Annotated in this window: 17 protein-coding genes; 13 read left to right on the forward strand and 4 right to left on the reverse strand. The window is 52.5% G+C overall.

Translation table 11 applies throughout. The features are described 5' to 3' along the window. Positions 1-103: 103 nt before the first annotated feature. The 4 genes from ACY1JZ_RS07660 (at position 104) to argD (ending at position 6,294) form a co-directional block, all read left to right on the forward strand. Positions 104-2,551, forward strand: a complete 2,448-nt coding sequence (locus ACY1JZ_RS07660; protein ID WP_462628730.1) for an efflux RND transporter permease subunit — start codon at positions 104-106, stop codon at positions 2,549-2,551. A gap of 225 nt (positions 2,552-2,776) precedes the next feature. Then, on the forward strand, positions 2,777-3,088 hold the full coding sequence (locus tag ACY1JZ_RS07665; RefSeq protein WP_462628731.1) for a phasin family protein: 312 nt from the start codon (positions 2,777-2,779) through the stop codon (positions 3,086-3,088). Between the two features lie 72 nt (positions 3,089-3,160). Further along, complete coding sequence (locus tag ACY1JZ_RS07670; protein WP_462628732.1) at positions 3,161-4,786, forward strand: ABC1 kinase family protein; 1,626 nt, start codon at positions 3,161-3,163, stop codon at positions 4,784-4,786. A 344-nt stretch (positions 4,787-5,130) separates the two neighbouring features. Then, complete coding sequence (argD, locus tag ACY1JZ_RS07675; RefSeq protein ID WP_462628733.1) at positions 5,131-6,294, forward strand: acetylornithine transaminase; 1,164 nt, start codon at positions 5,131-5,133, stop codon at positions 6,292-6,294. A 57-nt stretch (positions 6,295-6,351) separates the two neighbouring features. Here argD and pdxR read toward each other — a convergent pair whose 3' ends face one another. Continuing rightward, positions 6,352-7,788, reverse strand: a complete 1,437-nt coding sequence (gene pdxR / locus ACY1JZ_RS07680; RefSeq protein WP_462628734.1) for a MocR-like pyridoxine biosynthesis transcription factor PdxR — start codon at positions 7,786-7,788, stop codon at positions 6,352-6,354. 300 nt (positions 7,789-8,088) lie between these two features. Between pdxR and ACY1JZ_RS07685 the strand changes: the two genes are divergently transcribed. Continuing rightward, complete coding sequence (locus tag ACY1JZ_RS07685) at positions 8,089-9,327, forward strand: benzoate/H(+) symporter BenE family transporter (protein ID WP_462628735.1); 1,239 nt, start codon at positions 8,089-8,091, stop codon at positions 9,325-9,327. A 198-nt stretch (positions 9,328-9,525) separates the two neighbouring features. Further along, the gene (locus tag ACY1JZ_RS07690; RefSeq protein ID WP_462628736.1) at positions 9,526-11,496 is read left to right on the forward strand and encodes an AraC family transcriptional regulator; all 1,971 of its coding nucleotides are present in this window, start codon (positions 9,526-9,528) and stop codon (positions 11,494-11,496) included. Between the two features lie 254 nt (positions 11,497-11,750). On the opposite strand, the gene ACY1JZ_RS07695 is transcribed toward ACY1JZ_RS07690, so the two are convergent. Beyond that, a complete protein-coding gene (locus ACY1JZ_RS07695; protein ID WP_462628737.1) occupies positions 11,751-12,341 on the reverse strand; it encodes an RNA polymerase sigma factor in 591 nt (196 codons plus the stop codon). Positions 12,342-12,772: 431 nt separating this feature from the next. On the opposite strand from ACY1JZ_RS07695, the gene ACY1JZ_RS07700 reads away from it, so the two are divergent. The 5 genes from ACY1JZ_RS07700 to ACY1JZ_RS07720 all read left to right on the forward strand — a co-directional run bounded on the left by ACY1JZ_RS07700 (position 12,773) and on the right by ACY1JZ_RS07720 (position 22,825). Further along, positions 12,773-13,015 (forward strand): hypothetical protein, encoded by a 243-nt coding sequence (locus ACY1JZ_RS07700; RefSeq protein WP_462628738.1) that lies wholly within the window; start codon positions 12,773-12,775, stop codon positions 13,013-13,015. 98 nt (positions 13,016-13,113) lie between these two features. After that, the gene (locus ACY1JZ_RS07705; protein ID WP_462628739.1) at positions 13,114-15,612 is read left to right on the forward strand and encodes an ATP-binding protein; all 2,499 of its coding nucleotides are present in this window, start codon (positions 13,114-13,116) and stop codon (positions 15,610-15,612) included. A gap of 12 nt (positions 15,613-15,624) precedes the next feature. Beyond that, positions 15,625-16,521, forward strand: coding sequence for a response regulator (locus ACY1JZ_RS07710; protein ID WP_462628740.1), 897 nt, complete (start codon positions 15,625-15,627; stop codon positions 16,519-16,521). Between the two features lie 186 nt (positions 16,522-16,707). Further along, positions 16,708-21,810 (forward strand): S-layer homology domain-containing protein, encoded by a 5,103-nt coding sequence (locus ACY1JZ_RS07715; RefSeq protein ID WP_462628741.1) that lies wholly within the window; start codon positions 16,708-16,710, stop codon positions 21,808-21,810. 226 nt (positions 21,811-22,036) lie between these two features. Further along, positions 22,037-22,825, forward strand: a complete 789-nt coding sequence (locus tag ACY1JZ_RS07720; protein WP_462628742.1) for an AraC family transcriptional regulator — start codon at positions 22,037-22,039, stop codon at positions 22,823-22,825. On the opposite strand, the gene ACY1JZ_RS07725 is transcribed toward ACY1JZ_RS07720, so the two are convergent. After that, positions 22,822-23,025: a hypothetical protein gene (locus ACY1JZ_RS07725; RefSeq protein WP_462628743.1), complete on the reverse strand. Its 204-nt coding sequence runs from the start codon at positions 23,023-23,025 to the stop codon at positions 22,822-22,824. The two genes, ACY1JZ_RS07720 and ACY1JZ_RS07725, sit on opposite strands and share 4 nt — an antisense overlap. Before the next feature lies 1 nt (position 23,026). Next, on the reverse strand, positions 23,027-24,193 hold the full coding sequence (locus ACY1JZ_RS07730) for a glycoside hydrolase family 27 protein (RefSeq protein WP_462628744.1): 1,167 nt from the start codon (positions 24,191-24,193) through the stop codon (positions 23,027-23,029). 365 nt (positions 24,194-24,558) lie between these two features. Here ACY1JZ_RS07730 and ACY1JZ_RS07735 point away from each other — a divergent pair, with 365 nt between their 5' ends. Further along, positions 24,559-25,872, forward strand: a complete 1,314-nt coding sequence (locus ACY1JZ_RS07735; RefSeq protein ID WP_270165552.1) for an ABC transporter substrate-binding protein — start codon at positions 24,559-24,561, stop codon at positions 25,870-25,872. Positions 25,873-25,963: 91 nt separating this feature from the next. Beyond that, a complete protein-coding gene (locus ACY1JZ_RS07740; RefSeq protein WP_270165550.1) occupies positions 25,964-26,875 on the forward strand; it encodes a carbohydrate ABC transporter permease in 912 nt (303 codons plus the stop codon). Positions 26,876-26,883 lie beyond the last annotated feature (8 nt).

Consider the following 26,883-nt stretch of genomic DNA (forward strand, 5'->3'; position numbering starts at 1 on the left):
AGACTTTTTATCCTGAGATTCGTTTATTTAATTTAGTTTTTGGGTCTTTTGTGTATTACATTGAAGTCATCAAATAAAGAAAAAGAGTGGAGTGGGATATTGCATGTTGAAGAGAGCATCAGGAACGATCGGTTCACTTATTCATCAATACGCTGTATGGTTCGTTGTACTGCTAATTCTATGTACTGGCGTGATGGGATATGGATTAAGCCAGATCGAGATTCGTACAAGTGTGAATATGCTTCTGTCTGATGAGGACCCTGTGTCGATCAACAATGGGAGGTTTCAGGAGAAGTTTGGAGGCGAAAGCTTGATTTTATTAATTGAGGGACAACAGTCTTCGTTATTTGAGCCCTCATCCTTGGCGATTTTAAGCGATCTACAGCACAAGCTCAGCGAAGTGGATAAAGTATATGCGGTGACGAGTCCCATGTCCTTGGCGGAAGTGTTTGCGGAGCAAGCGCAGAAGCAATCTGAACAGATGGAGCAGCAAATTGCCCAAACCATGAGCACAGCGGCAACCGAAGCTGCCGCAATGGTCAGAGAGAGCGGGGGCGATGAAGCTGCTCAAGCCGAGGCCGTAGAAGCTGCCAAGGCACAAGTCATGAAAGGGATTCAGCAGCAATATGGAGCACAATTAGAAAAAATGAAATCGATTGGAGAGCTTCGTGCAACCAATGCTGCATTTGTTCGTTATGCGCTGTTGGATGAGAACGGGGTCCCTCAGGCTGCTGTTGCGCCACTGCTCCCAGACAACGGCAATAACATGCTCTTTCAAATTCAATTGGATAGCGGGCTCACGATGCAGGATATGGCAGTTGCTACGGATGATATAGAGAAAATCATTGACACTCACTCGATGGACACAACGAGAAGCGTGTTCTCCGGCATACCAGCACTCTCCAAAACGTTGGAGGACTATATTCAAAAAGATATACTCACTATGCTATTAACGGTCATTGTACTAATGATTGTCGTGCTTGCGATAGTATTTCCAGTTCGCTGGCGTCTGGTCTCGTTGCCTGTCATTTTGATCGGGATGATATGGACGTTTGGACTCATGGGCTACATGGGGATGCCGTTAAGTATTGCGACTATGGCCTTGCTTCCAATTCTCATTGGATTAGGTACTGATTTTGCGTTGCAGTTCCAAAATCGTTATGAAGAGGAGCTCGCTAAAACCAAAGATGTTCCAAAAGCTGTTACAAGCACCATGAGTCATATGGCACCGGCAGTTGGCATTGCCGTATTCATTATGGCCATTGGATTTTTGACGCTGCTTTTATCTGATATGCCCATGATTAAGGATTTCGGTCTGATGCTGGCTGTCGGTGTATGTATTATGTATGTGATCGGGCTAGGATTGTTGTTGCCTTTGCTGGTACTGAGAGACCAGAGGGGAATACAATCAAAACAGATTGCTTCGGGGGGGCTTGTGGAGAAAGGGTTGACTCGCCTGGCGAAATGGGTCGTCCGCAAACCGGCCTGGTTCCTCATTCCTCCTGTACTCATTGCGGGCATCGGCTTTGGACTGGATCACAAATTGAATGTTGAGAGCAACATCGAGAAGCTGATGCCGCAGGAAGCCCCTGCATTGTTAGCGATGAATGAAATCCGTGACGTTCTAGGCAGTACATTGACTATAGACTGGATGGTAGAGAGTGAGGATGTACGAAGTAAAGAGGTGCTTCAATGGATCATGCAGTTCCAGCAAGGCAGTATCGAGAAACATGCGGATATTGAAGAGGCGTCCAGTATTGTGAATGTATTGACATCGTTGCAAAGCGATGTTCTGGATAGCGACCAACAGGCGATTGAACAGGTGTACGATCAGGTGCCCGAGGCTATGATGGCGCCATTCGTATCATCAGATCATCGTATGGCTCGTGTAAGCTTCACACTATCGGATATGGATACTCAGGCACAGGAGAAGCTGCTGGCTGAGTTGGAGAAGGAGCTGAACCCCCCTGCTGGAGTGAGCGTTCATCCTGTAGGTCTCCAGGTGCTTCAAGTGAAAAGTCTGAATGGATTGACAGATAGCAGACATACGTCGCTGTTAAGCGGGTTAGTTGCCATATTAATTGGATTGTTTGTTGTCTATCGAAATCTGAAAAGAGCATCCTTTCCCCTTGTTCCAATTATATTGGTCAATGGATGGTCCATTGCTTTCCTATATATTCTTGGTATTGATATTAACCCTATGACCGCTGTGCTTGGCGCGTTGGTTCTGGGGATCGGCACCGAATTCACGATCCTCTTGATGGAACGCTACTTGGAGGAGAAGTCCAATGGGCTGGATACAGATCAAGCCATAACCAAGGCCATGACCAAGGTGGGGCGGGCGATCACTGCTTCAGGCCTGACGGTTGTTGGCGGGTTTTGTGCGCTGATCTTTACCAATTTCGAAGTTGTGCGCGTGTTTGGCATCTCGACGGTGTTGGATACCCTGTTATGTCTAATCAGTACCCTTACAGTATTGCCAGCTATTATAGTATTGTTTGATCAAGATAAGAAGAAAGAGCGGGCAGTTCAGCATCCAACCAGGGTTTAAAGAAGCTATGGTTGCGGAGATTTCGATGAATTCTGGGAGGAACAGGGATTAGGCTGGATAGTGATTGAATGCCCCGTCCCTCTCAGTGCTTATCTTGACTCTACTTTTCAGTCATGCTAAGCTTAAAACAAATTTTTTGGTTTTTTGTGTATCGGAGCGTTACTGTCGAATGAATACCGTTAACGGCTTGTTGTCTACAATCTACCCATGAGGAGAGAATAAATAATGAAAAACACGATTAGAAAAGCAGTTTCGTTGGCATTTGGTCTGGCGGCGTTAGGGAAGGAGCAGGTGGAGAAGGTTGTAGGGGAGCTGGAGAAGCAAGGCGAGATGAGCAAGAATGAAGCCAATGAGTGGATTAGCGCTGTGGTCGAGAAAGGCAAGGAAACCGAAGCCGCTATGGATAAGCTGATCAAGGAACGCTTCCAGGCGCTATTGAAGGAGCAGGGGCTGGCGACGCAGGAGGAGGTCAATGCGCTGAAGCAGCGTATTGAGGCGCTGGAGCAAGCTCAGCAGCACCAACCGGAGCAACAGTAATACAGCACAGGCAAGGAGAAGGGGGGAGAGCTTATTAACCGATTTCAGCATTTGCAGCGTTACCGAGCCATTATGAGCACGTTAGCTCGGAATAGCCTTGGATTTGCAGCGGATGAGCTAAAGAGCACGGGCAAGACGTGGTTCGCGAAGGAGGAAGATGAAGCTCTGCCTAAGCGGACAAATCTCGGTACTCGCATACGGTTGTCGTTGGAGGAGCTCGGGCCAACATTCGTTAAGCTCGGCCAGATTGCGAGTACCCGGCCGGATCTGATCCCGGCGGACATCATCGCGGAACTGGAGAAGCTCCAGTACCATGTCAAGCCCTTCTCTTATGCCGAGGCGGCCAGACTAGTGGAGAGCGAGCTGCATGCGCCTCTAACCGAGCTCTTCCTCTCCTTCTCTGAAGAGCCGCTGGCCGCAGCATCGATCGGTCAGGTGCATCGGGCCGTTCTGAAGGACGGCAGGCAGGCGATCGTCAAAATTCAGCGGCCCGGCATTCAGGCGACAATGGAGACTGACCTGGATATTTTGGCGGAATGGGCAAGGATCAGCGAGGGAAAGATGGCTTGGGCCAGGCATTACCGGTTAAGGGACGCTGTAGACGAATTGATCCGCTCCATGCTGAAGGAGCTTAATTATCTGGAGGAGGCCCGGAATGCGGAGAGGATGAAGACGAATAATTCGCTGCCCTACGTCTACATCCCCGAGGTATATTGGGAGCTTACGACCAAGCGGGTCATGACGATGGAATATGTGGATGGCATTCCGTTATCTGATCATGAGCGGCTAGCCGTTGCAGAGGTGGATCACAAGCAGCTTGCGCAGCACCTCGCGACCTCGATTTTCACTCAAATTCTGGAGGATGGATTTTTTCATGCGGACCCTCATCCGGGCAATGTCATGGCCTTGCCGGATGGCAAGGTCGCTTTTTTGGATTTTGGCATGGTCGGTACCCTGCCTGAGCATTTGAAGCAGCATTTCGTCTCCTTCGTCATTGCGCTGCGGAATCAGAGCACGAAGGGGGTAATACGAGCGATCTCCAATATGGGCGTCATTCCTGATGAGGTCGATCATGACCGTCTGTCTTCGGATGTGGAGGAGATGCGGCAAAGGTATTATCAGGTGCCGCTTCATGAAGTAAGCGTCGGTGTCGCTGTTAATGATCTGTTCGCGGTAGCCTATAAGCACCACATCCGTATTCCAAGCCAGATGACCATGCTTGGCAAATCGATGCTGACCATGGAGGGCGTGGCGACTGCCCTCGACCCGGAGATCAGTGTGATTGATATTGCGGAGCCCTTCGGGAAGAAGATGCTACGGGACCAGTTCAATCCGTTCAAATTAGGCAGACAGGTGATGGAGGAAATCCCGAATTATCTGGATCTGATTCGCGAAGTGCCTCTGGGCTTCCGACAACTCATCAAGGTCATGAGGCAGGGCAAGCTGCGGATCGAGGCCAATTCCCCCCAGCTTGGCGAGCTGCAGCATCAATTGGATCGGATCGTTAACCGCTTGTCCTTCAGCATCGTTCTGCTCGCGCTGAGCATTATGATGCTTGGCCTAATCATCGGAGCTGCTATCAGTGGCACCTCATCCCCGATCTTGGCGAAGCTGCCGGTTATTGAGATTGGCCTTGGTATTATTGCGTTCATGATGCTCTGGCTTTTGCTCGCCATATTTCGTTCAGGGCGTTTCTAAAGGCCATGTGATGCTTGACAGCCGCGGGAATGTCGCTGGTACAGAGGCGCAAGGTACAATCGCTCCCATACATACGGTAGATGGGCTATCAGGCTCATCTACCGATTTTTTTTCTATTTCCACTCCTTGCTTGATCTCCTTCTCACCCCTATCTATACCATCCCTTCATTCACATACGTTTGTTGCCAACAGACCCCAGGAACGCCAATCGAGGTTTGGATTGCTTGATTCGATGATTTTTGGATAGAGATAACCAATCCATCTGCTGCTATACTGACCTAGTAATTACAGAGATAAAGGATCCAGCATTACGAGTCTGGCGTGGAAGAGAAGGCGGTGGTCAAGTGGAGAGAAGTTATTTATTCCCTACCTACAACAAATTCCCGCTCACCCTGGTGAGAGGGCGTGAGTCCACCTTGTGGGATGAGGAAGGGAACGCTTATCTGGATTTTATGACGGGGCTTGCAGTGTGCAATGTCGGACATGTGCCGGAGAAGGTGAAGGGGCGGATTCAGGAGCAACTGGAACAGTTATGGCATGTATCTAACCTGTTTCATGTTCCAGTTCAAGAGGAATTGGCTGGGAAGCTGGTGGCGAACAGTTGCGCCGATCTGGTGTTCTTCTGCAACAGCGGGGCCGAAGCGAATGAAGCGGCTATTAAATGTGCCCGCCGCTACCATCAGCATGTGCTGGGGAATCAACGATATGAGGTTATTACGTTCGAGCAATCGTTTCATGGACGCACGATGGCTACACTGACAGCGACGGGACAAGCGAAGGTCAAGGATGGCTTTGGGCCGTTGCCGGAGGGATTCGTACATGCACGCTACAACGATATAGACAGTGTACGCAGTTGCATGACAGAGCGAACTGCTGCGGTCATGCTGGAGCTGGTGCAAGGGGAGAGCGGTGTTCATCCGGTCAATGTCACATTCATACAGGAGCTGTCTGAGCTGTGTGAGAAGAATGGTGTACTGCTGATTGTGGATGAGGTGCAGACGGGAATCGGCAGGACAGGGCGGCTGTTTGCCTATGAGCATTATGGGATTGAGCCGGATATGATGACATTGGCGAAGGGGCTGGCCAGCGGGCTGCCGATCGGAGCCATGATGGGCAAGGAGAAGCTCAGGGAAGCCTTCTCCGCTGGAAGCCATGCCTCGACATTCGGCGGCTCGCCGCTCCCTGTCACTGCGGGACTCGCGACGCTGGAGATGATACTGGAGGATCGGGCGTGGGAGCAGGCCGGAACAGCCGGAGCTTATCTGATCCGCGAATTAACGGAGTATTGCCTTGGCTACCCGATCATTAGGGAGGTTCGGGGATTGGGACTGCTTGTCGGTGTGGAGTTCACGGAGCCTGTAGCGCCGATCATACAGCGCCTGCATCAGAAGGGGCTGCTGGTTCTGCCAGGGGGTACGCATGTAATCCGGTTCATGCCGAACTTGTATGTGAGCCATGATGAGATCGACCGGGCGGTCGCTGTGCTGGTGCAGGTGCTGCAGGAGTGAGAAGGCACCGCCACCGCAAACCCGCAGGTAGCGGCGCCTTAACGTTAACATAGCAGCCTAATTGTGCATTAGGAGCTGCGCCAGCCGCATAATGCCCGCTTCTATCGCAGCTTCATCCACCTTGGCGAAGCCAAGCACCCATCCTCTGCGGTCGCTATTCAGGCAATACTTGCTCAGTGGATAGATGCGGATGCCTTGCTCTAGCGCGAGTCTTGTCACGGCCGCTTCGTCATATGAGGGCTGCGCCTCAAGGAGCATATGCAGCCCGGTCTCCGCGCCGCTCAATGTGAAGCGCTCGCTCAGTCCCGATGCAGCGAGCGCCTTCGTCATCGCGGCATGTCTGCGTCGATATACATTGCGCACTCGTCTCATATGGCGCCTGAAGTGCCCTTGCTCGATAAAATGAGTCAAGGTGAGCTGCTCCATAATCGGGAGCTGCCGATAAGTGAGCTCCTGAACGAGCGCCATCTGACGGATCGCTTCCTGTGGGCCGATGACGGCAGAGACTCGGATGCCGGGGGCAATCATCTTGGAGAAGCTCATCATGTACAGCGTATTCTGCTGCTGCTGGCTGAATAGAGTGGGGAGCGGATCGCCCCGATAGCGGAATTCGCTATCATAATCATCCTCCACTATCCAGAATTGTCGTTCTGAAGCTTGTCGCAGCAGTTGCTGCCTGCGAGGCTCTGCCATAATGACGCCCGTCGCGCATTGATGCGATGGCGTCACAAATACCAGCCGGGCGCTCGGATCGATGCATTCGACACAAAGACCATGCTCATCGACAGCAACCGGGGTCACCTGCATACGGCGATAGTGCATGGTCATCCAGGCGGCAGGAAATCCAGGATCCTCAACTGCGACCGTTGATCCCTCCTCCAGGAGAGCCTGGGCGATCAGATCGAGGCTATGCTGTGCGCCAGAGGTTAACAGAATCTGTCCGGTATCCACATGAATGCCGCGTTCTAGCGACAGATACCGCTGTATCTGCTCTCGCAGCGGCATAAACCCATAGGCATCGCCATACGCCCAACTGTCCAGATCGGCGGCTGTCGAAGCCTTGAGGAAGGAATGGCGCCAGTTTTTTTGAAAATGCTCGTCCAGATAAGGCTCATGAGGACTGAAATCGATCGCGGCATAGTGCTGCTCCTTATCTCCAAACCAACTGTGCAACTGTCCGATGGAAGCATGAAGCGATGGCAGGCGAGGCGGAACAGGCCCTTGGGCGGGACTGTCCTCCTTGGTGTCCGGCTTATAGATCGAATCACTGACGCGAGTCCCGCCACGGCGGGAGGTGACGGTGTACCCCCGGCTGAACAGCTCCTCGTACACGGTCTGCACCGTTGAGCGGGAGACGCCGATCAAGGCGGCAAGCTCGCGGGTCGGCAGCAGCAGCTCGCCGGGAGCCCATTTTCCCGTTGTAATATTATGAATCGCCTGATCCAGCAGTTGCTGCCAGATGGGGCGTTTATCCTTTCGTTTTACCTGGAGCATTGGATTCACCTCAAGTTATTCGTGCGATTATACCCTAGCTATAGGATCTGTTGATGGCTATCCTATCATGAACCCCGTGCTCTGGCAATGCACTTGATGCATGCACATGCAAGTCATCACTTGCCCGCATGCACGTGCAAGCCCTCGCTGGCTAGCCGGGCAACTGGTAACCAGGGAACCGGCACACTCATTGTCATGATATAGGGGAATCTTAGCGCATTGTGAAGCAGGGGGCTGTATCCCGAATACTCAGCAGAGACATCAATCAATGGCTTAAGAAGAAAGGTAGGAGAACTCGATATGAATACGCATTCCCCGTTGCTTCGTGGGCGCGATCTCATCTCGCCGACAATCGCTGCACTGATCTCGGTTATTGTTAACTACGGGGGCACGTTTATCCTTGTATTCCAGGCGGCCAAGGCGGCGGGCCTAAGTCCGGAGATGACGGCTTCATGGATCTGGTCAATCTCGATCGGGGTGGGTGTAACCGGAATATGGCTCAGCTATCGCTACCGGGAACCAATCATTACCGCCTGGTCTACGCCAGGCGTTGCTTTCCTCGTATCCGTCCTGGGAATCACGCCGTATCCTGAAGCGATCGGGGCATATATCCTCTCTGCCATCGGATTTATTGTATTAGGGCTGTCGGGCATGTTCGAGCGATTTGTCCGGCTCATCCCGCCTGGCATCGCTTCTGGGCTGCTGGCCGGCATCTTACTGCAATTCGGCATCTCTGCTTTTGGCGGAGCCAAGCTCGACCCGTGGCTCGTCGTGCTTCTATTCGGCTCTTATATCTTGCTCAGGCGGTTTACTTCCCGTTATGCGATCGTTGGCATATTGCTCATCGGACTTGTCTATCTCATTAGTACCGGCAAGGCGGATTTCAGCACAGTTCGACTGGCGGTCGCCTCTCCTGTGCTGGTCATGCCAGAGTTCACGCTGCATTCCGCCTTGGGCGTGGCTCTGCCGCTATTCGTCATCACCTTGACGGGGCAATACATGCCGGGGATGCTGGTGCTGCGCAATGATGGCTTCAAGACCAGTGCCAATCCGATCCTGGCCATCACCGGACTCGGCTCGCTGCTTGCGGCACCGTTCGGCTCGCATGCCTTCAATGTCGCTGCGATAACTGCAGCGATCTGTACCGGCAAGGATGCTCATGAAGATGCGTCCAAGCGGTATATAGCCGGTATTGTCTGCGGCATCCTGTATATCACCGTCGGGATTTTCGGTGTGACACTGGCTGCGCTGTTCCTGATCTTGCCATCGACCTTTATTGCCACACTGGCAGGCTTGGCGCTCCTGGGGACGATCGGCGGCAGCCTTGCGAGCGCATTAGCGGACCCGAGCGGGCGCGAGACGGCGCTCATTACATTCCTGGCAACAGCAGCCAATGTGACACTGCTTGGCGTCGGCGGCGCCTTCTGGGGGCTGGTCGCAGGCTTGGCTGCGCATCTGCTGATGCACGGGAAGCTTCGTGGGAAGCGCAGCAAGCTGAGCGAGGCGCAGCCGGCTCAGTCGGCTCAGTCGGAGCGCTAAGAGGCAGTAGAAGGATCGTAACGTTTAATCAACGAAGATGGTACGGAAGCATGCGATAACATGTGCTTCCGTACCATTTTGTGCAATTCAGACGGACATGTAATGATTGGGATTGGTGAACAAAAGCGATGACATTGATAATGATTTTCAATTATACTGGAATAGAGGAAGGGCAGGACATTGAAGGAGTGAGCGGCCATGATCGACAGGCAAGAGATGATTCGTTACTATACACCGGAGATGGTAGATGTCGCTATGAAAATATGGATGCGTTCAGCGGTATCTTTAATTGATATAAGGTTTAGAACCATCCAGCGAAACAGCCCGCTAGAAAATTACCTGTTGCCAGCTAACATGTTTATCTATACACATGGAGCGCCAGTGAGCATACTGCTGAATCAGGAGCCTTATCGAACAGAACGGTATGGTTTATGTCATGCCGGTAAAGGAAGCTTGTTATCCATTGCTCCGGTTGAGACAGATGTGGATGCGTTTATGATTCTATACAAAGCAGACGCGCCACCGTTCTACAAGCGTAATCTGCGCAAGCTGATGGCAACGGTCAATCCGTTTAACCAGCTATATGGATTCGCCCCGACCAACCCCATTTTTTTTGTGGAAAAATTCCACCATATGCTAGAGTCGTGGAACACAAAAGTAAGTATGGATCAATTTTATGCCAAGGTTCTCTTGTATCAAGTCGTTCATCATGTGTATGTTGAATTGAAAAAAGGGGATATACGCTATATGGAGCCGGATTATGTGGAATGGGTCAAGGAGTATCTAAACAGACACTTTACTGAGCCCATATCGCTTCAAGCTCTATCGGATCGGCTTCCAATAAACAGGAGTGTTTTGGCACGTATGTTTCGCAAACGAGAAAATAGCAGCATGCAGGAGTACTTGATAAAGAAACGGATAGAGGCGGCCAAAGCATATCTAGTCGAAACGAATGCGTCGATACAAGAGGTTGCTTATGGAAGTGGATTTACAGACGAATTTAATATGATCAGAATGTTCAGAAGATATGTGCATGTCTCCCCCGGCGAATACCGTCGCAAAAGGTCAATGAATTGTATCAATAAGGACATTGATAATAATTATCAATCTCTATACAATGATGGAGGGCTGGATGATCTGGTCAATTATGATAGAGATGGGGAGTACAGCATGTTTGGACAATTAAGAAATAAGCAAATGATTGTAGCGGCTGCATTGTGTTTAATGCTGCTGTTATCGGCGTGTAGTGCAGGCACGACAACCAATAATGGCAGTGCAGCGAGCCAGACGCCTATACAGACACAGCAGGTTAAGGAAACATCGGATGGGGGGAATGCCGCCGAAAAGCAAACACGTATTATCAAGACGGTGTTGGGCGATGTTGAGGTGCCGACGAATCCACAGCGTGTTGTCGTTCAATATTTGATGGGGGATGTGCTTTCCCTCGGCATTACGCCAGTGGGCGTTTCAGATGCTTACGAAGGCGCTGCTTTTAGAGAGATGGTATCAGATTCCGTAAGTCTGGGAGGGGTTCAATCCTGGGATGCGGAAAGCGTCATGATGGTAGCACCGGATTTAATTCTCGTTATTAGCGAGGAAGACGCCAGAAAGTTTTCTAAAATCGCACCGACCGTTTTTATTCCACATGGTGAAATGACTCAGGATGAGCGTGTTACCTTTATCGGTGAGGTACTTAACAGACAGGAGGAGGCTGTTGCGGCCATTCAAGCCTATCGCAGTAATCTGGAGCAGGCAAAAGCCAAGCTTGCTAATGCCGGTTTTGATGAGTATACCGCCTCGGTGTTTGAAAGCATCGATGATGCCTCCATGGCCGTTCATGGAGACAAATATGGTGCAGGCAGCATCGTCTATGCTTCACTAAATTTGAATGCGCCTGAGGCTGTGCAAACTAATATTCTGGATAATGAATCTTACAGTGAGCCGGTGTCGTTTGAGGTTTTGCCGGCATATACGGGAGACTTTATTGTCCGTAACGTCTTTGAAGGCATGGTTGATTTATCCGGGAACGCCATATGGAACTCCCTTCCCGCAGTACAGAATGATCGTGTGATCGAAATGGAGTTTGGTTTGAATTACTATAGCGATATTTACTCCGCAACTGCTCAAATTAATCACGTAACGGACTCCTTGCTTCAAGCGATTAAATAGACTTGTCAGGTTTACCGGTTCCAGCAGAATAGTTATAAAAATGACCGCCCGGGAGGCGGTTTTTCGTTTTAATCCTGCCGTGACAGATCATCTCAAGCTGCATGTCACCAACTTCTGTCCCTTTTTTGTCATAACGAAAAGCACCCCCTATCGTTGTACATCGGCTCAAACACCAGGGTGCTTTTACAATGTCCACTATAAGGGGGGCGCTTCAGGCTTGTTAATATCTGTACAGGGGGTTTTAATTCATTTGTTTAGGTGGAACTCCAATATTTTATATTTCGATCATTGCTACCATTGCAATTTTGTAAAAAAAGTTGGAGTAATTTTTTTCGCGCTCTAGCCATACGCTGAGTAAGGACTGTTTCCTTTATGTGTAGCTTTAGTCCAATTTCTTTGTATGTATTTCCGTCAAAATAAAATAGACGCAGTAACTTTTGATAGTCTGGTTTTAATTCTTTAATAGCCTGATGCAGTATTTCATCTCGCCATTTGTTTTCCACTACTTTTGCCACACTGTCTTCCCCTGATAACTCTCTACTACTCAGGTATAAACCTTCAACTAACTTAGTCTCTTTATGTATTCTTCTTAAATAATCAATGGCAGTATGACGCGCTACCTGTTTGATCCAGGCCGGAATATTACTATTAGAAGGGAGCATGGGGCCTTTAGTGATCATTTTCATAAAGGTATCTTGAATCACATCTTCTGTGAAAGCATGCTCACGAAGCATGAAATATATATCGCGATATACGAACTGATAATAAGAGACGTACAACACCTTTTGAATTTCAATATTCAAGTTGTCAAATCGATTACGTATTAAATTGAACCATTGTTCCATCAAATTCCCCCTGTTTTGTTTATTCGTGAGCGACTAAGCAACGGGAAGCAGGGTACTTAACCTCGATTATACCTTATAATTAAATTTTATGTAAATATTGGTCGCTTTTAACTTCCGGTACAAGGAACAGCGGGGCTACGATTATTGGCAAATTATTTTTTTTGAAAAACGTTAGGTAAAGCCGTTTTTGGCGTTATATTAAGTAGACAATCCAGAAGAACAAGGCATATTTGAGTAAGAAGAGGGAAGGAGTGGATTTTGTTATTACGTCCAGGCTGGACAGCAAGGCGCTAAATTCACACGTAAATCATGGACTGGACGGTGATCGGCAAGTGTCAGGGATGAAGCAGAAAATGTACTAGGAGAGTGAATGAATTGAAGTTAAACCAAATGAAAAGTACCGTGACCCCGATTCCGCCTACCACTGCACCATGATCAAAGCGATCTCAGGGCTAGGTTTACTGTTCATCTGCGCCTATGTGTTTGTAGCCATCCATGAGAGCGTACTCGCTACCAAAGAGAAGGTGAGCGAGGTTCGCATCACAGGATTGTTTGGTACCTATGGTGGCTACTTGCAGCAGAACTATAGTTATGCCCTCATGATTATATTGATCTTATTGTCCTTCTTTGCATTGGTTCTGATTGTGTGGGGATGTTTCTTCGACCGGAAGTAAGATTTAGAATGCAGAGCATGCTGCACGCTAAAGAACATGGTACAATAATGAAGCCGCTCCTTAACGGCCCGGACGGGCATCAGCAGGAGCGGCTACCCTTGATTCTGAGCAGGAAGAGGTGGGGCATTATCCCGCTCGTATACTACATCCAGACCTCAGCGATTGGGCTGGGGATCACGCTAATTATTTCCTTCCATATGCTGATACATAATGCGGAGAGGAGCGCCTCCAGACGAATATTCTGGGGACTCATCCTCTCTAATATGCTGCTGCTCGTGCTGGAGCTGCTGCTAAATACACTTACGGGCAACAGCGCTGACATGTCCCGTACTCTATTGCCTGTTATTGTGTTTCTATTCTATATGATGAACCCGGTTCCCGAGGCCCTGTGGGTGTTATATCTGGATGCAATTATTCGGAAGAATGCGGCGGTTCCTGACAAGAGACTGGTCATAGCCGTGTCCATCCCGTTTATACTGAATCTGCTGCTATCCTTGCTCAGTCTGTCCGGCGGTCAACTCTTCACCATTGATGCGGACAATGTTTATCACCGCGGGCCGTATTTTGCCCTCATGCTGCTATGCTGCTACGGCTATCTGCTCTATATGCTCCTTCTTATCTATGTAAAACGCAAATCGCTGCAGATGAATGAACTCGTCGTATCTATCTTCGCCGCTTTGCTGCCAGTCGTTGCCGGTGCCATCCAGAGTCTGTTCTATGGGATCAGCCTGATCTGGATAGCGCTTTCCTTTTCCTTGCTTATTGCGTATATCAATCTGCAAAATGAACAGGTATATCGTGAACTCCGCGCGCTGAATCGGATGAAGGATGAATTTCTGGCGAACACCTCCCACGAGCTGCGTACCCCTCTGAACGGGATTATCAATATTACGAGTACTGTTATGGAGAGCAGCGTCAATACGCTGGATGACAGGCAGCGCCATAATCTGCGCATCGTCATCTCATCTGCCAAACGGCTATCCCGTCTGATTAATGACATTTTGGATATATCCAGCATGAAGAGCGGTGAGCTGCGCCTGCAAAAAAGCGCCGTACAGCTTCACTCGATCGTAGAGAGTGTTCTGGACATGCTCCGGCGGTCTGCCAGCAACAAGGAGACAGTGCTGATCAATCGCATTCCGCAGGAGCTGCCGCCCATTCATGTCGATATGGAGCGACTCTACCAGATATTCTATAATCTTGTCGGCAATGCGCAGAAGTTTACGTCTAGCGGACGGATCGAACTGGGAGCGGCTCTGGGAGAGCAGCAGGTGCAGATCTGGGTGGAGGATACCGGCTGCGGTATTCCTGCGGACAAGCTGGGGAGCATCTTCCAGCCCTTCTATCAAGTGGATGCGGGGCTGGGTAGAGAGACCGGAGGCACCGGACTGGGACTGGCGATTACGAAGAATCTGGTCGAGCTCCACGGCGGAACGATACAGGTGGTCTCGACAGAGGGACAGGGGAGCCGCTTCACCTTCACCCTGCCGATCAGCCGCACGGATCTAAGAGAGAGGAGCATGCAGCCGGAGCCTGCGCGTCAGCCCGCTGCATATGAAGTTGCCGTCGCTATGGAAGAGTGGTTCCCGACTGGCTCTGAGCCGGAGGAGAGACGGTATGCTGTTCTTGCGGTGGATGATGATCCGACGAGCCTGACGGCGCTGTATCACATACTGGAGCTTGAGGGCTATTATGTGAAGGCGGTATCCAGCGGAGAGGCGGCGCTGGAGGAGCTGCGGCACAATGGCAGCTATGATCTGATGGTTCTCGATGTGATGATGCCGAGGATGTCCGGCTATGAGGTGCTGGAGCAGATCCGCCAGCGGTTCGAGCCTGTCGATATGCCGGTGCTGCTGCTGACAGCCAAGGCCAGACCGGAGGACCTGCTGGCAGGCTTCGAGGCCGGTGCGAGCGACTACCTCTCCAAGCCGTTCGAGGCGGTAGAGCTGAGGGCTAGAGTGAAGACGCTTGTTCAGCTAAAGGAGTCGGTCAGCATGCGGCTGGAGACCGAGATGTCCTTCCTGCAGGCGCAGATCAAGCCGCACTTTCTGTACAATTCGCTTAGTGTGATTGCCGCGCTGAGCACTCAGGAGCCGCAACGGGCAGAGCAGTTGCTCTATGATCTCTCGGATTATCTGCGCGGCAGCTTTCAATTTGACAACTACGAGGGAGTTACATTTCTGTCGAGTGAGTTGGCTACGGTGCGCGCCTATGTCTCCCTGGAGCAGGCTCGTTTCCGTGATACGCTGCATGTCGTCTTCGATGTAGATGACGAGATTGACATTCCGATTCCGATGCTGGTCGTGCAGCCGCTGGTGGAGAATGCGATCCGCCATGGCGTGTCCAAAAAGCCTGGCGGCGGTGTGGTCAGCCTAAGCGTGCAGCGCGGCAGCGGCAACACGGTCATTACCGTCGCGGATAATGGTGTGGGCATGACGGAGGCGACATGGCGCGAGCTTCTGAACGGCCAGGTGCCCGGTCAGGGAGTGGGGCTGCAAAATATACAGCGGCGGATGATTGTCCGCTATGGGCATGGACTGGAGATACAGAGCGCTGTGGGTGCAGGCACATCGGTAACACTGCTTATCCCGGATTGATGAGGTGGAACTATGCGTACTATTCTGGTAGACGATGAACCGTTTATTCTAGAGAAGCTGGAGCACATGCTGAGGCAGCATGAAGCGTTGGAGGTTGTGGCGGCCTATACCGACCCGCTGCAGGCACTGGAGGAGGTTCACTCCACCCGGCCAGACTGTGCCTTTCTCGACATCGAGATGGCTGGACTCAATGGCATTGAGCTGGCAGAGCAGCTTGCTGCTGCCTGCTCCGGGCTTCAGGTTGTGTTTGTGACGGCGTACAATCACTTCGCCTCGCAGGCCTTCGATGTCAATGCGATCGATTATTTGTTGAAGCCGATTCGTCCTGAGCGTCTTCATCATGCGGTGAACAAGCTGGTGCAGAGAGAGGCCCAGCTACCCAGGCAACCCGAGCATAGCTGTACAATTCGCTGCTTCGGCGCGTTCGAGGTGATTGTGAATCATCGGCCGATCAGATGGAGCCGTTCGCGAGCAAGGGAGCTGCTGGCCTATCTGCTCCAGCACGAAGGCAAGTGGATCTCCAAGTACAAGCTGTGCGATGAGCTGTGGCCGACGTATTCGCCGGAGCGAGCGCTGTCCTATCTGCAGATCTGCCTGCATGCTCTACGCAAAACCTTGCGAGAGGCAGGATGTATGCAGATCGTCATCGACTACTCGAACAATAAATACAGCTTGACGGTGCAGACGGTGGATTGGGACTTGCGGAGCTTTGAGGAAGCCAGTCATGCCTTCAGCACCACGGGATCGCCAGAGGCTGCAGAGCGCGCCCTGAGATGGTGCAGGGCCGAATATATGGAGGGAGAGGACTGGCTATGGGCCAGCCTGCCCCGTGAATCATACATTATTCGCTATGATCGCTTGAAGCAAGCCATTGAAGAAGAGGAGGAAGTGGAGGAGGTCGAGGAGTAACGTCGTTATCTTCATGGAGCCAGAATTGTCCAGCTCGCGCCGCAGGCGGGGGCTTGCTTGGCGTGGAGCCGGGCCATGGGGAATACGGCTATGCTCGGCATGAGCTTGTAAGTAATTTGTAAGTGTCCCCCGATATAATGAATTCCGATAATGTGAATTGCGACATGAGGGGAGCAAATGTACACTATGAATCATTCATCCAAAGCGAAGCATACCCGTCCGTCAGTGAAATTGCCTGCGGCATTGCTGTCGGCGACATTGACGCTGCAGCTAGCCGTGCCCGGCATCGCGATGGCAGAGCCGATCCCGGCAGCCACCCCGACTCTCACGGCTATCGGAGACAACGCCAATAATATGGTGAGGCTGAACTGGACATCATCCCAAGCCGGACAAGAGTATTATATGGTGTACCAGAAGGAGACTGGCGGAAGCGAGCTGGATGAGTACCAATCGATACCGTTAAAGAAAGATATCAAGGTGTTGAACGTGTACCCGGATGTAGCTGGATCGGACGGCTTGCAGGCCTGGATGCAAACCTACGGCAATCCGAATGGCTATACGATGCAAGTGGACAAGATCGCGATGAGTGATTTTAACGGAGACGACAGCTCACGCAATTACGAGCATTACCTGGCGAAAAATCCGAACGGCTCATATAACTATGATGTGTTGTATTTTGGCGCATGGGATGTCAACAATCGCCATGACCTGATCGCCCGCTCTCATGCAGCCGTTGAAGCCTTCATTCAGTATGGTGGTGGCGTACTGGTTGGACATGATACAGCCAGCTTTAACCACCAATATTTTATTGACATCGCTCAGAAGTATCTGAACATGAGTGTTAATTTCCAGGAAGGCTATCCTAACCCGAGCATTCCGCCAACGGGCAGCGATCAGGTCATCATTCAACGCAGGGGCTTCCCGATGAACTACCCCTATGCGCTTGGTGATGTGGGCACGATCCTGAGTACGCCTACCTCGCACAGCTATTTTCAATTTGCCAGAGGCGACGTATGGTTCAAATACGCGAATATTAACTGGGGCTGGGATGTAGAATTGACGAGCTACGAGAATCAGAAGGGCACAAACAACTTCTACCTCACGACATGGAACAATGCGGCAATGATCCAGACGGGTCACAGCATGGGTCAGGCTAGAGAGGACGAGCAGAAGATTCTGGCCAATACACTCTTCTACCTGGGGCAGATCTCGACGGACAACAGCTTTGACGACCGGATGTCTCAGGACGTAGCGGCTCCTGACGCGGTGGCGGGATCGAGCCTTGTCGTGTCGAGCGGCAGCGCCGCGGGCAAGCAACTGCTGAGCTGGGCAGAAGCGGCCGATCATGGCAGCAGCTATAGCTACTATCTCAAGGCGATCTCCTATATCGACGGAACAAGCCGGGTATCTGACGAGACCGAGGCGACGGTGACGACAGGCGTTAAGGGCTATGCGATCAAGATAGACACGGACTCCTCTGACGTCGATCCAGGCAATGTGGTGACGACGACTACCAACAGCTTCGAGACGGAGAATCTGCAGCCCGGCGTGACCTATTATGCCCATATCAAAACGATCGACAATGCCGGCAATGTCTCAGCCATGGGAACCTTCTCCTTTGCAATTGATGCCCCGGTACTGACAGCCTCGTCAACCGACCCTGCAGGAGCGATCCATAATGGGAAGACGAAGCTGAGCGTAGCCGAGAGCATCCAGCCTGGCAACAAGCTGGTCTACTTCAATGCGGGCGACAGCAAAATCATCACTCCTGCAATAGGAGATGTGCTGAACGGCTATGCGGAGCTGCCAGCGAGCGGTCTGGTCGCAGCGGAGGATGGGGATAAGCTCGCGGTTGCCGAGGTGGATGCGAATGGCAGAGTGGTGCGCTTTGGATACACGAAGGCACAGGTCATTGCGTCAGCAGAGGGCCTGCCGGTAAGCTCTGTCGATCCGGCCGGGTCGAGCAATAACGGCAAGACACAGATGGTGGCGACTGCCAGCAGCGGCAAGCGGCTTGTCTATATCAACATGGGCACCGAGGCAGTCGTAGAGCCTGATGTTGGAGCTGTATTGACAGGCTATGCGGCGCTGCCGGAGAACGGCATCATCGCAGCGGTGCGCGGCGATCGGATCGGCATCGCAGAGCTCGATGAGGACGGGAAGGTTGTGCGCTTCGGAGCAGCGCGTGCGGTCGTATCCGATGAATCGGAAGCGACAGGTCTGGTCGCTACGGCGACTGCGCCCGTTGGCGCAGGCACGGAGGGCAAAACTCGTGTAGCCGTTAGTGCGACACCAGGCAATAAGCTGGTCTATGTGAATTTCAAGAATGCTGCGGCAAATGTACCGGCTACAGGCAGCAGCCTGAGTGGTCTGGGGTATGCGGAGCTGCCAGCGAGCGGTCTAGTGAATGCGGAGCAGGACGACCTGCTCGGTGTAGCGGAGGTTGATCCGTCCGGCAAGGTGGTGAAGTATACCACCGTGAATGCTGTCGTTGCAGCGGCGGGCGCAGCGAAGAATCTGGCGGTGGGCGCGCAGGATGCAGTCGGAGAGGATAGCGACGGCAAGACGCAGCTAACCGTTAACGTAAGCGCAGGGCGCAGGCTGGTCTATGTGAACTTTGGCCAAGGGCCGGCAGTTGTGCCGGCAGCAGGCGAGATGGTCGGCAGCACTTATGCAGAGGTGCCAGCGGGCGGTGCAGTTGCCGCCAAGCACGGCGATCTGCTCGGTGTAGCGGAGGTGGATGACCAGGGGCGTGTCATCCGATATGGCACGACGCATGCTGTGGTTGCTTCGGACAACGCGGCTGGACGCTTGCCGGCAGCAGCGACTGATGCGGTCGGCGCCGGCACGGACGGCAAGACCAAGATCGTCAGCAAGGCCGCGGAGGGCAATAAGCTGATGTATGTGAACTTCGGCGAAGGTCCGGTGCAAGAGCCGGGACGCGGCGATACGCTCGCAGGCTATCAGGAGCTGCCAGAGAATGGCATCATCGCTGCGAAGCCTGGCGATCGGATCGGCCTGGTAGAGATCGGGCCGGATGGCCAAGTCATCAAGTACGGTGCAACAGCAGCCGTAGTGGTGCCGGAGAAGGCGGCCAAGAACCTCCCGGTCGTCAGCACCGATCCGACAGGTGAAGGAACGGACGGCTACACGAAGGTTGCAACTGCTGCCGGCGTAACCGTAGCCCAAGGGAACAAGCTCGTCTATCTGAATGCCGGCGCGGGTACTGTCGCTGTGCCGGAGGCTGGAGCCGTGCTGAGCGGGTATACCGATATGCCAGCGAGTGGAATGATTGAAGCTGCTGAGGGCGATTATATCGGCATCGCAGAGGTGGACGGGGCAGGCAGGGTAGTGCGCTTTGGTACCACGAAGGCCGTAGTGGAGGCTGAGGCGGCAGCCAAAGGTCTGACTGCCAGTGCGAGCGACCCGGCAGGCGAAGGAACGGATGGCAAGACCAAGCTGGCGACCGGGACAGCAGCCGGTGAGGGCAACACGCTCGTCTACCTCAACTTTGGGCAAGGCGCTGTACGCAAGCCGAACGTGGGCGATACACTGAACGGCTATGCTACGCTTCCGGCTGATGGGGTCGTTCCTGCTGATAACGGCGACCTGATCGGTATCGCGGAGGTCGATGCGACAGGCAAGGTGGTTCGGTTCGGTGTGACAACGGCTGTGACACATGCCAATGCGGCGGCACAGGCACTGGAGGTAACCGCTAGCGATCCTCAAGGAAGCGCTAATGACGGGAAGACCAAGCTTCGTGCCCAGGCCACAGCGGGCAATAAGCTGGTCTATGTCAACTATGGTAGCGCACAGGTAATCGTTCCTAACACCGGCGAGATTCTGGCTGGCTACGTAGAGCTGCCGAAGGACGGGTTGGTTCGTGCGGCTCACGGCGATCACATCGCTGTGGCAGAGCTGGACGCATCCGGTCGTGTCGTGCGCTTCGGCTATGCCGATGCGATCGTTGTCCAGGAGCCCGTCTATTACAGCAGCGGAACGACAGTCACCGCTCCGGGCACTCCAGCGACCACTACCAATGGAGTGGAAGTGCTGGTCAATGGCAAGGTGGAGTACGCCGGTACTGCGACGGTATCAACGGAGCAAGGCCGTACACTGACGACGATCGATGTCGATCAGGCGAAGCTGCAGGCCAAGCTGGATGCGGAGGGCGTTGGCGCAGTGGTGACGATCCCGTGGCAGACGCCGTCGGAGCTGACTATCGGACAATTGACCGGACAGATGGTCAAAAATATGGAGGACAAGTCAGCGACGCTGGTGCTGCAGACACCGACAGGCGCCTACAAAGTGCCGATGAAGCAGATTCAGATGTCTGCGCTGGCTTCGCAGCTTAACCAATCAGCGAAGCTCGAGGATGTCAAGCTGCAGCTTCATGTCTCGCTGGTCACGCCGAAGGCATCGGAAGCGGCCGCGAAGCTGATCGCCCGTGCAGACGCTACCCTGATCGCGTCTCCGGTTACCTTCAAGGTCGAGGCATCCTATGCCGGGAAATCAATTGAAATCAAGGATTACAGCGTCTATGTCGAGCGGACGATTGCCTTGCCAGCCGATGTGGACCCAAGCAAGATCACGACAGGTGTTGTGCTGGAGGAGAACGGAACTCTCCGCCACGTACCGACCAAGGTGACGAAGCTGAACGAAACGTATTATGCACAGATCAACAGCTTGACCAATAGTGATTATGCCGTCATCTGGCATCCGTTGGAATTTGCAGATGTGGCGAATCACTGGTCCAAGGAAGCCGTGAACGATATGGGCTCCCGATTGATCGTCAATGGTGTGGGCGAGGGCCAATTCAATCCGAACGCGGATGTCACCCGTGCGGAATTTGCAGCCATTATCGTGCGCGGTCTGGGACTTCGTCTGGAGCAGGGAAGCGTGCCGTTCTCGGATGTTGCTGCCGGGAAATGGTATGCGGAAGCCGTGAATACCGCTTATTCCTTTGGGTTGATTACAGGCTATGAGGACGGCACCTTCCGTCCGCAAGGCAAGATTACGCGGCAGGAGGCCATGACGATCATTGCCCGCGCGATGCAGATTACCGGACTGAAGGGTAAGCTTGTGAGCGACGATCTGTCCCAGGTGCTGCTCGGGTACAAGGATGCCGATCAAGTCTCGGCTTGGGCGAAGGAAGGAGCCAGCCTGTCGATTGCTGCCAAGATTGTTAACGGCAGAACAGCAGATACGCTGGCGGCAGGAGCTTATATAACGAGAGCTGAGGTTGCGGCTATCGTACAACGGCTGCTGCAGGCTTCAGAGCTGATCTAAATGTGCAGGGCGTGAAGGCCAGCATAGAGAGCAATACAACACATCGTTCTAGAAGGGGCTGTCCCAAAAGTCATAAATGACTGAGGGGGCGCCCCTTCTTGCTGTTGTGGCGTATAGAGAGATAGGAGGAATAAAAGCCTGATAGGAGCCAAGCTGTTCGTGCTTATGGTATCCTATGGCAGAGAGGAAGACTAGAGCTGATTGATTGAAAGGACAGACCACGCCCATGAACGAGCTAATCTGCGTAGGCAACGGCTACAAGCCGCCCAATAACCATAAGTGGGGGCCGGGAGTACGCGATGTATATGCCCTGCATTATATTATGAGAGGCAAGGGGACGTTGAAGACGAGGCATACAGTCTTTACGCTGTGCGCCGGGGAGAGCTTCATCCTATTCCCGGAGACTGAGATCTATTATTACCCGGACCCCGCCGATCCCTGGGAGTATGTGTGGATAGAATTCAAGGGTAATGAGGCGCAGCGGCTGCTGTCCATGACGGAGCTGACGCGGGACAAGCCGACGGTTGCCCGCGCCCCTGTTGATCTGGCGCCATTGTATCGCATTATGGACAATATGGAGATGCAGCGCTATGAGAAGCTGCGCTCGGGGGCCAAGCTGCGGCTGTTATTATCGTACTATGCGGAGTTCTTCCCCAAGCCTGCGATGATCTCCCAGCCCGATTATGTGCGCTCTGCCAAGGCCTATATTGAGAATAACTACTGGCGGTTGTCCGTCACAGTCTCCGACATTGTCGGAGCGGTCAATATCGAGCGCACCTATCTGTTTCGTCTGTTCAAGGAGGCGACAGGACGGTCTGTCTCGGCCTATCTGACCGCTTACCGTATGGAGCGTGCATGCGAGCTGCTGCGGTCATCGGAGCTGGCGATCAAGTCGGTGGCCTACTCCGTCGGCTATAAGGACCCGTTGTACTTCTCCAGAGTGTTCAAGAAGGCAACATCCTATACCCCAATGGCGTACAGGATGCTGCAACGAGTACAACGCAAGCACGACTAGCGAAATAGAACACAATGACCAGATGCGCGAAAGTAGGCGATCAGCTTCTCGATCGGCTCCCGCCCGCAATGCAGTTGGACACCCAGACAATCGATGCATAGAAACTCGCGCGCTGTACGCGAGACGAGCTTCATATAGATCGCTACCTCATCCGCCGCTAACGGAGCCTCGCACTTCATGCACGTTCGATAGAAGCTCATTTTACTTCACCAGCTTGGCCCGAACCACGAGACAGTCATGGGCTGGAACGACCGGGCTGTACCGTTCGCGGAAGGTGCCCAGCTCCTGATGTGTCCAGCAATCGTACAGTGACAGAGAGAAGCCTGAGGCATAAGGAAGGCCGAGATCCCAGAACTGGAGCGAGATTTCCCGCTGGTCATCGCTCAGGTTGAAGAAGCCGATCGCCAGATCACCGTCCGTCAGCACCTTGACGAGCATGAAGACATCATCGGTATGGAACCATTGCGGCTCAGGCTTGATGCGATAGGCTCCGCGGCCTTCGACATCCTGATTAATCGCGATGAGGTCGCGGTTCAGCAGAATATCCTTGGTGGCCGGATTCGCCTGGCGAATATCGCATCCGATCATCAGCGGCGAGCCCATCAGACTCCACAGCGAGAAGTGGGTCTTGTACTGGGTATCGGTGCAGCCGCCGATAGCGCTGCCGATAAAGCCATTGTTACTGCCGCCGTACATGCCGACCACGAGCATGTCCATATCATTATGGCAGAAGGCGCCGGTGTAGCACTGCTTGTCGAGCTGCGAGATCGCCAGCCGTTTGATCGATTCCCAGCTATCCTGTATATCTCCGGTCGAGCGGTACATATGCGCGCCGGATTCCCGTATCCAGCTATAGACCTGATCCTCTCCCCAGTTGCAGGCGGAGAACAGAATCTCCCTGCCGCAGTTCTTGAGTGCCAGGCTCATCCGCTTGTACAGCAATTCTCCAGACATATGGCGCGGCTTGAAGCAGTAGTCATACTTCAGGAAGTCGACGCCCCACTCCGCGAGCCGCTTCGCATCCTGGAACTCATGCTCGAACCCGCCCGGATACCCGGCACACGTATGGGTCCCCACACAGGAATACATCCCGAACTTCAGCCCCTTGGAATGAATATAGTCGGCAAGCGCTTTCATCCCGCTGGGGAATTTGGCCGGGTCGGCGACGAGATTGCCGTTCGGATCACGTTCCTTCAAGCTCCAGCAATCATCGATCACGACATATTCATACCCGGCATCCTTATAGCCCTCGGACACGAACCGGTCAGCGACATCCCGAATCAACTGCTCATTAATATCCCAGGTGAACGTATTCCATGAATTCCACCCCATGGCAGGGACAAGTCCTAGCGGCCTGGATTGATTCATATGAAGCAACATCCTCTCATTTGCCTGATGCAGGCGGATTGTATGACTTACTATTATGGATTAAATCATAAATTTCCCCCTTGGAATATGGTCTGAGGTTGCTTTGATATGGACTCATGTTGTATTTGCTCGCTCCGCGACCCTTCGCAGCAGGAGGGAGAGCGGAAGCGACACCGGGCGAGTAGTCAAAAAAAGAACGTCAAAAGTAAAAGAAGTGTCCCTGGAAACTGTCGCGCCAAAGCTGCTGGCGCAGCGAGTAAAGAAAGGTACAGGATTTGTAAAATGCGTTGATTTCAACCTTTCTCCATATCGCCTAAGATAAAAGAGCAAACAGTACACAAATGGCATAGGGAGGCTTGCATGGTATGAAAAACAAAATGATGCTGCTCATGCTTACCGTTATTCTGGGCGTGACAGCGTTGGCAGGATGTTCAACTCAAAATCAGGGAGCGGTCAATAAGGAGAATCCGCCAGCGCCCGCCAACACGACCCAAAAGGATAATGAGGGCGCCGCATCCAATAAAGGAGACGTTACGCTGCGCTATGCGGTGTGGGATTCCAATCAGGCCAAAGGACTGGAGACGATGGCGGATGAGTTCGAAGCCGCTAACCCAGGGATCAAGGTGAACATTGAGGTCGTTGGCTGGTCGGACTATTGGACGATGCTAGAGGCCGGTGCGACGGGCGGTTCCCTGCCTGATGTATTCTGGATGCATTCCAACGAAATTTACCGTTATGCCTCCAATGGCATGCTGATGAACCTGAACGACCAGATCAGCTCCAGCGATAAGGTGGATATGAGCAAGTTCCCGGAAGGCATTGTGAAGATCTACAACTTCGAGGGCAAGCAATACGGGGTGCCGAAGGATTTTGATACGATCGGTCTGTGGTACAACAAGACCTTGTTCGATGAAGCGAAGCTCTCCTACCCGGATGAGACATGGACATGGGATGATCTGTACAACGCAGCGAAGACACTGACCAAGGATGGCGTCTACGGCTTTTTGGCGCCGCTTCACAATCAGGAAGGCTACTATAACTTCGTCTATCAAAACGGCGGAACCATCATTACCGATGACAAAAAATCCGGATATGATGATCCGAAAACAATTGCAGCACTGGATTACTACGTGAAGTTCGTTCGCGAAGGACTGTCGCCGGAAATCTATGGAGATGCCGAGCGTGGCGAAGCGCTGCAAAATGGATTGGTTGCGATGGGATTGTTCGGTTCGTGGAACCTGTCCGGCTTCACAGCCAACGAATTCATCTCCAAAAACTTTGATGTTGCGGTGCTGCCTAAGAAGGAGCGTCAAGCCTCCATCTACAACGGCCTGGCGAATGCGATCGCGCATAATACAGAGCACCCAGAGGAAGCGTGGAAATTCGTCGAGTACCTCGGCTCCAAGGAAGGTCAGGAGAGACAGGCACAGTTGGGTGTTGCCATCTCCGCTTATGAAGGAACGGCAGAGCAATGGATCTCCTCCAACAAAACCTTCAATGTCAAAGCGTTCGTCGATATGGTGAGCTACGGTGTCATTCGTCCATACTCGAACACAACGATTGTCTGGGAAGACAAAGCATATGAGGCGCTCAAGCCGGCATTCATGGGTCAAGTCTCGGTTGAAGAAGCAGCGAAGAAAGCAGCGGCTGCGATGAATGAGGCGCTTGCGGCGGAGTAAGCATCAGGCATGAACGACTGCCGCCCTGGCTAAAACAATCCAAATGACGGTAACCCTGCGAGGTTACCGTCATTTAGTAGGAGAGAAACAGATGAACATAACCAGCCGAAAAAAAGTGTCGAAAAGCCAGCTCAATATGTGGTTATGGGGTTGGTTCCTGGTCGCGCCTACGATGATCGGACTAATCGTCCTCAATATTATCCCGATTTTCCAGACGGTCTATCTCAGCCTGTTCAAGAGTGGCGACTTCGGCAAGGGAAATCAATTCGTCGGGTTGGATAACTATGTGAAAATGCTCGGGGACGCTCAGGTCGGGCATGCCGTCGGCAATACCCTGCTGTATACATTGCTCGTCGTCCCGCTCAGCATAGCCTTCGCGATGGTGATCGCTGTGCTGCTCAATGGAAAGCTCAAAGGTAAGTCTGTATTTCGCACCATTTACTTTATCCCGATGATCGCGGCTCCGGCTGCTGTCACCATGGTATGGAAGTGGCTCTACAATCCGCAATTTGGATTAATCAATTATGTATTAGCTCAGCTTGGTCTGGGGCCTGTCAAGTGGACAACGGATCCACAGGTCGCTCTAATAGCGATCGCCATCATCGGCATCTGGAGTATTATCGGTTACAATATGGTTCTGCTGCTGGCAAGTCTGCAAGAGATTCCCCGTGATTTCTACGAGGCGTCCGATATTGATGGAGCGAGCAGATTGCAGCAATTTTGGGTCGTAACGCTGCCACTCGTGACGCCGACGCTGTTTTTCGTATTCGTGACGACGATTATCCAGTCGATGCAAGTATTCGACGTGATCTATATGATGATTGATGTGACCAATCCGGCGTATGACCGCACGGTATCGCTAGTCTATCTCTTCTACAACAGCTCCTTTAAGTACATGGACAAGGGCTATGGCTCAGCGATCGTCGTGCTGCTACTCGTGATCATTATGATTATTACGTATTTCCAGCTCAAGGCCGAGAAGAAATGGGTCAATTATATGTAGGAGGCAGA

The sequence above is a fragment of the Paenibacillus sp. J5 genome (assembly GCF_054955055.1).

What these genes read in the sequence shown, in the direction of transcription:
- ACY1JZ_RS07660 (WP_462628730.1), top strand. Translation starts at nt 104, where the DNA reads ATGTTGAAGAGAGCATCAGGAACGATCGGTTCACTTATTCATCAATAC.
- ACY1JZ_RS07665 (WP_462628731.1), top strand. Translation starts at nt 2,777, where the DNA reads ATGAAAAACACGATTAGAAAAGCAGTTTCGTTGGCATTTGGTCTGGCG.
- ACY1JZ_RS07670 (WP_462628732.1), top strand. Translation starts at nt 3,161, where the DNA reads ATGAGCACGTTAGCTCGGAATAGCCTTGGATTTGCAGCGGATGAGCTA.
- pdxR (WP_462628734.1), bottom strand. Translation starts at nt 7,788, where the DNA reads ATGCTCCAGGTAAAACGAAAGGATAAACGCCCCATCTGGCAGCAACTG.
- ACY1JZ_RS07685 (WP_462628735.1), top strand. Translation starts at nt 8,089, where the DNA reads ATGAATACGCATTCCCCGTTGCTTCGTGGGCGCGATCTCATCTCGCCG.
- ACY1JZ_RS07690 (WP_462628736.1), top strand. Translation starts at nt 9,526, where the DNA reads ATGATCGACAGGCAAGAGATGATTCGTTACTATACACCGGAGATGGTA.
- ACY1JZ_RS07695 (WP_462628737.1), bottom strand. Translation starts at nt 12,341, where the DNA reads ATGGAACAATGGTTCAATTTAATACGTAATCGATTTGACAACTTGAAT.
- ACY1JZ_RS07700 (WP_462628738.1), top strand. Translation starts at nt 12,773, where the DNA reads ATGATCAAAGCGATCTCAGGGCTAGGTTTACTGTTCATCTGCGCCTAT.
- ACY1JZ_RS07710 (WP_462628740.1), top strand. Translation starts at nt 15,625, where the DNA reads ATGCGTACTATTCTGGTAGACGATGAACCGTTTATTCTAGAGAAGCTG.
- ACY1JZ_RS07715 (WP_462628741.1), top strand. Translation starts at nt 16,708, where the DNA reads ATGAATCATTCATCCAAAGCGAAGCATACCCGTCCGTCAGTGAAATTG.
- ACY1JZ_RS07720 (WP_462628742.1), top strand. Translation starts at nt 22,037, where the DNA reads ATGAACGAGCTAATCTGCGTAGGCAACGGCTACAAGCCGCCCAATAAC.
- ACY1JZ_RS07725 (WP_462628743.1), bottom strand. Translation starts at nt 23,025, where the DNA reads ATGAGCTTCTATCGAACGTGCATGAAGTGCGAGGCTCCGTTAGCGGCG.
- ACY1JZ_RS07730 (WP_462628744.1), bottom strand. Translation starts at nt 24,193, where the DNA reads ATGAATCAATCCAGGCCGCTAGGACTTGTCCCTGCCATGGGGTGGAAT.
- ACY1JZ_RS07735 (WP_270165552.1), top strand. Translation starts at nt 24,559, where the DNA reads ATGAAAAACAAAATGATGCTGCTCATGCTTACCGTTATTCTGGGCGTG.
- ACY1JZ_RS07740 (WP_270165550.1), top strand. Translation starts at nt 25,964, where the DNA reads ATGAACATAACCAGCCGAAAAAAAGTGTCGAAAAGCCAGCTCAATATG.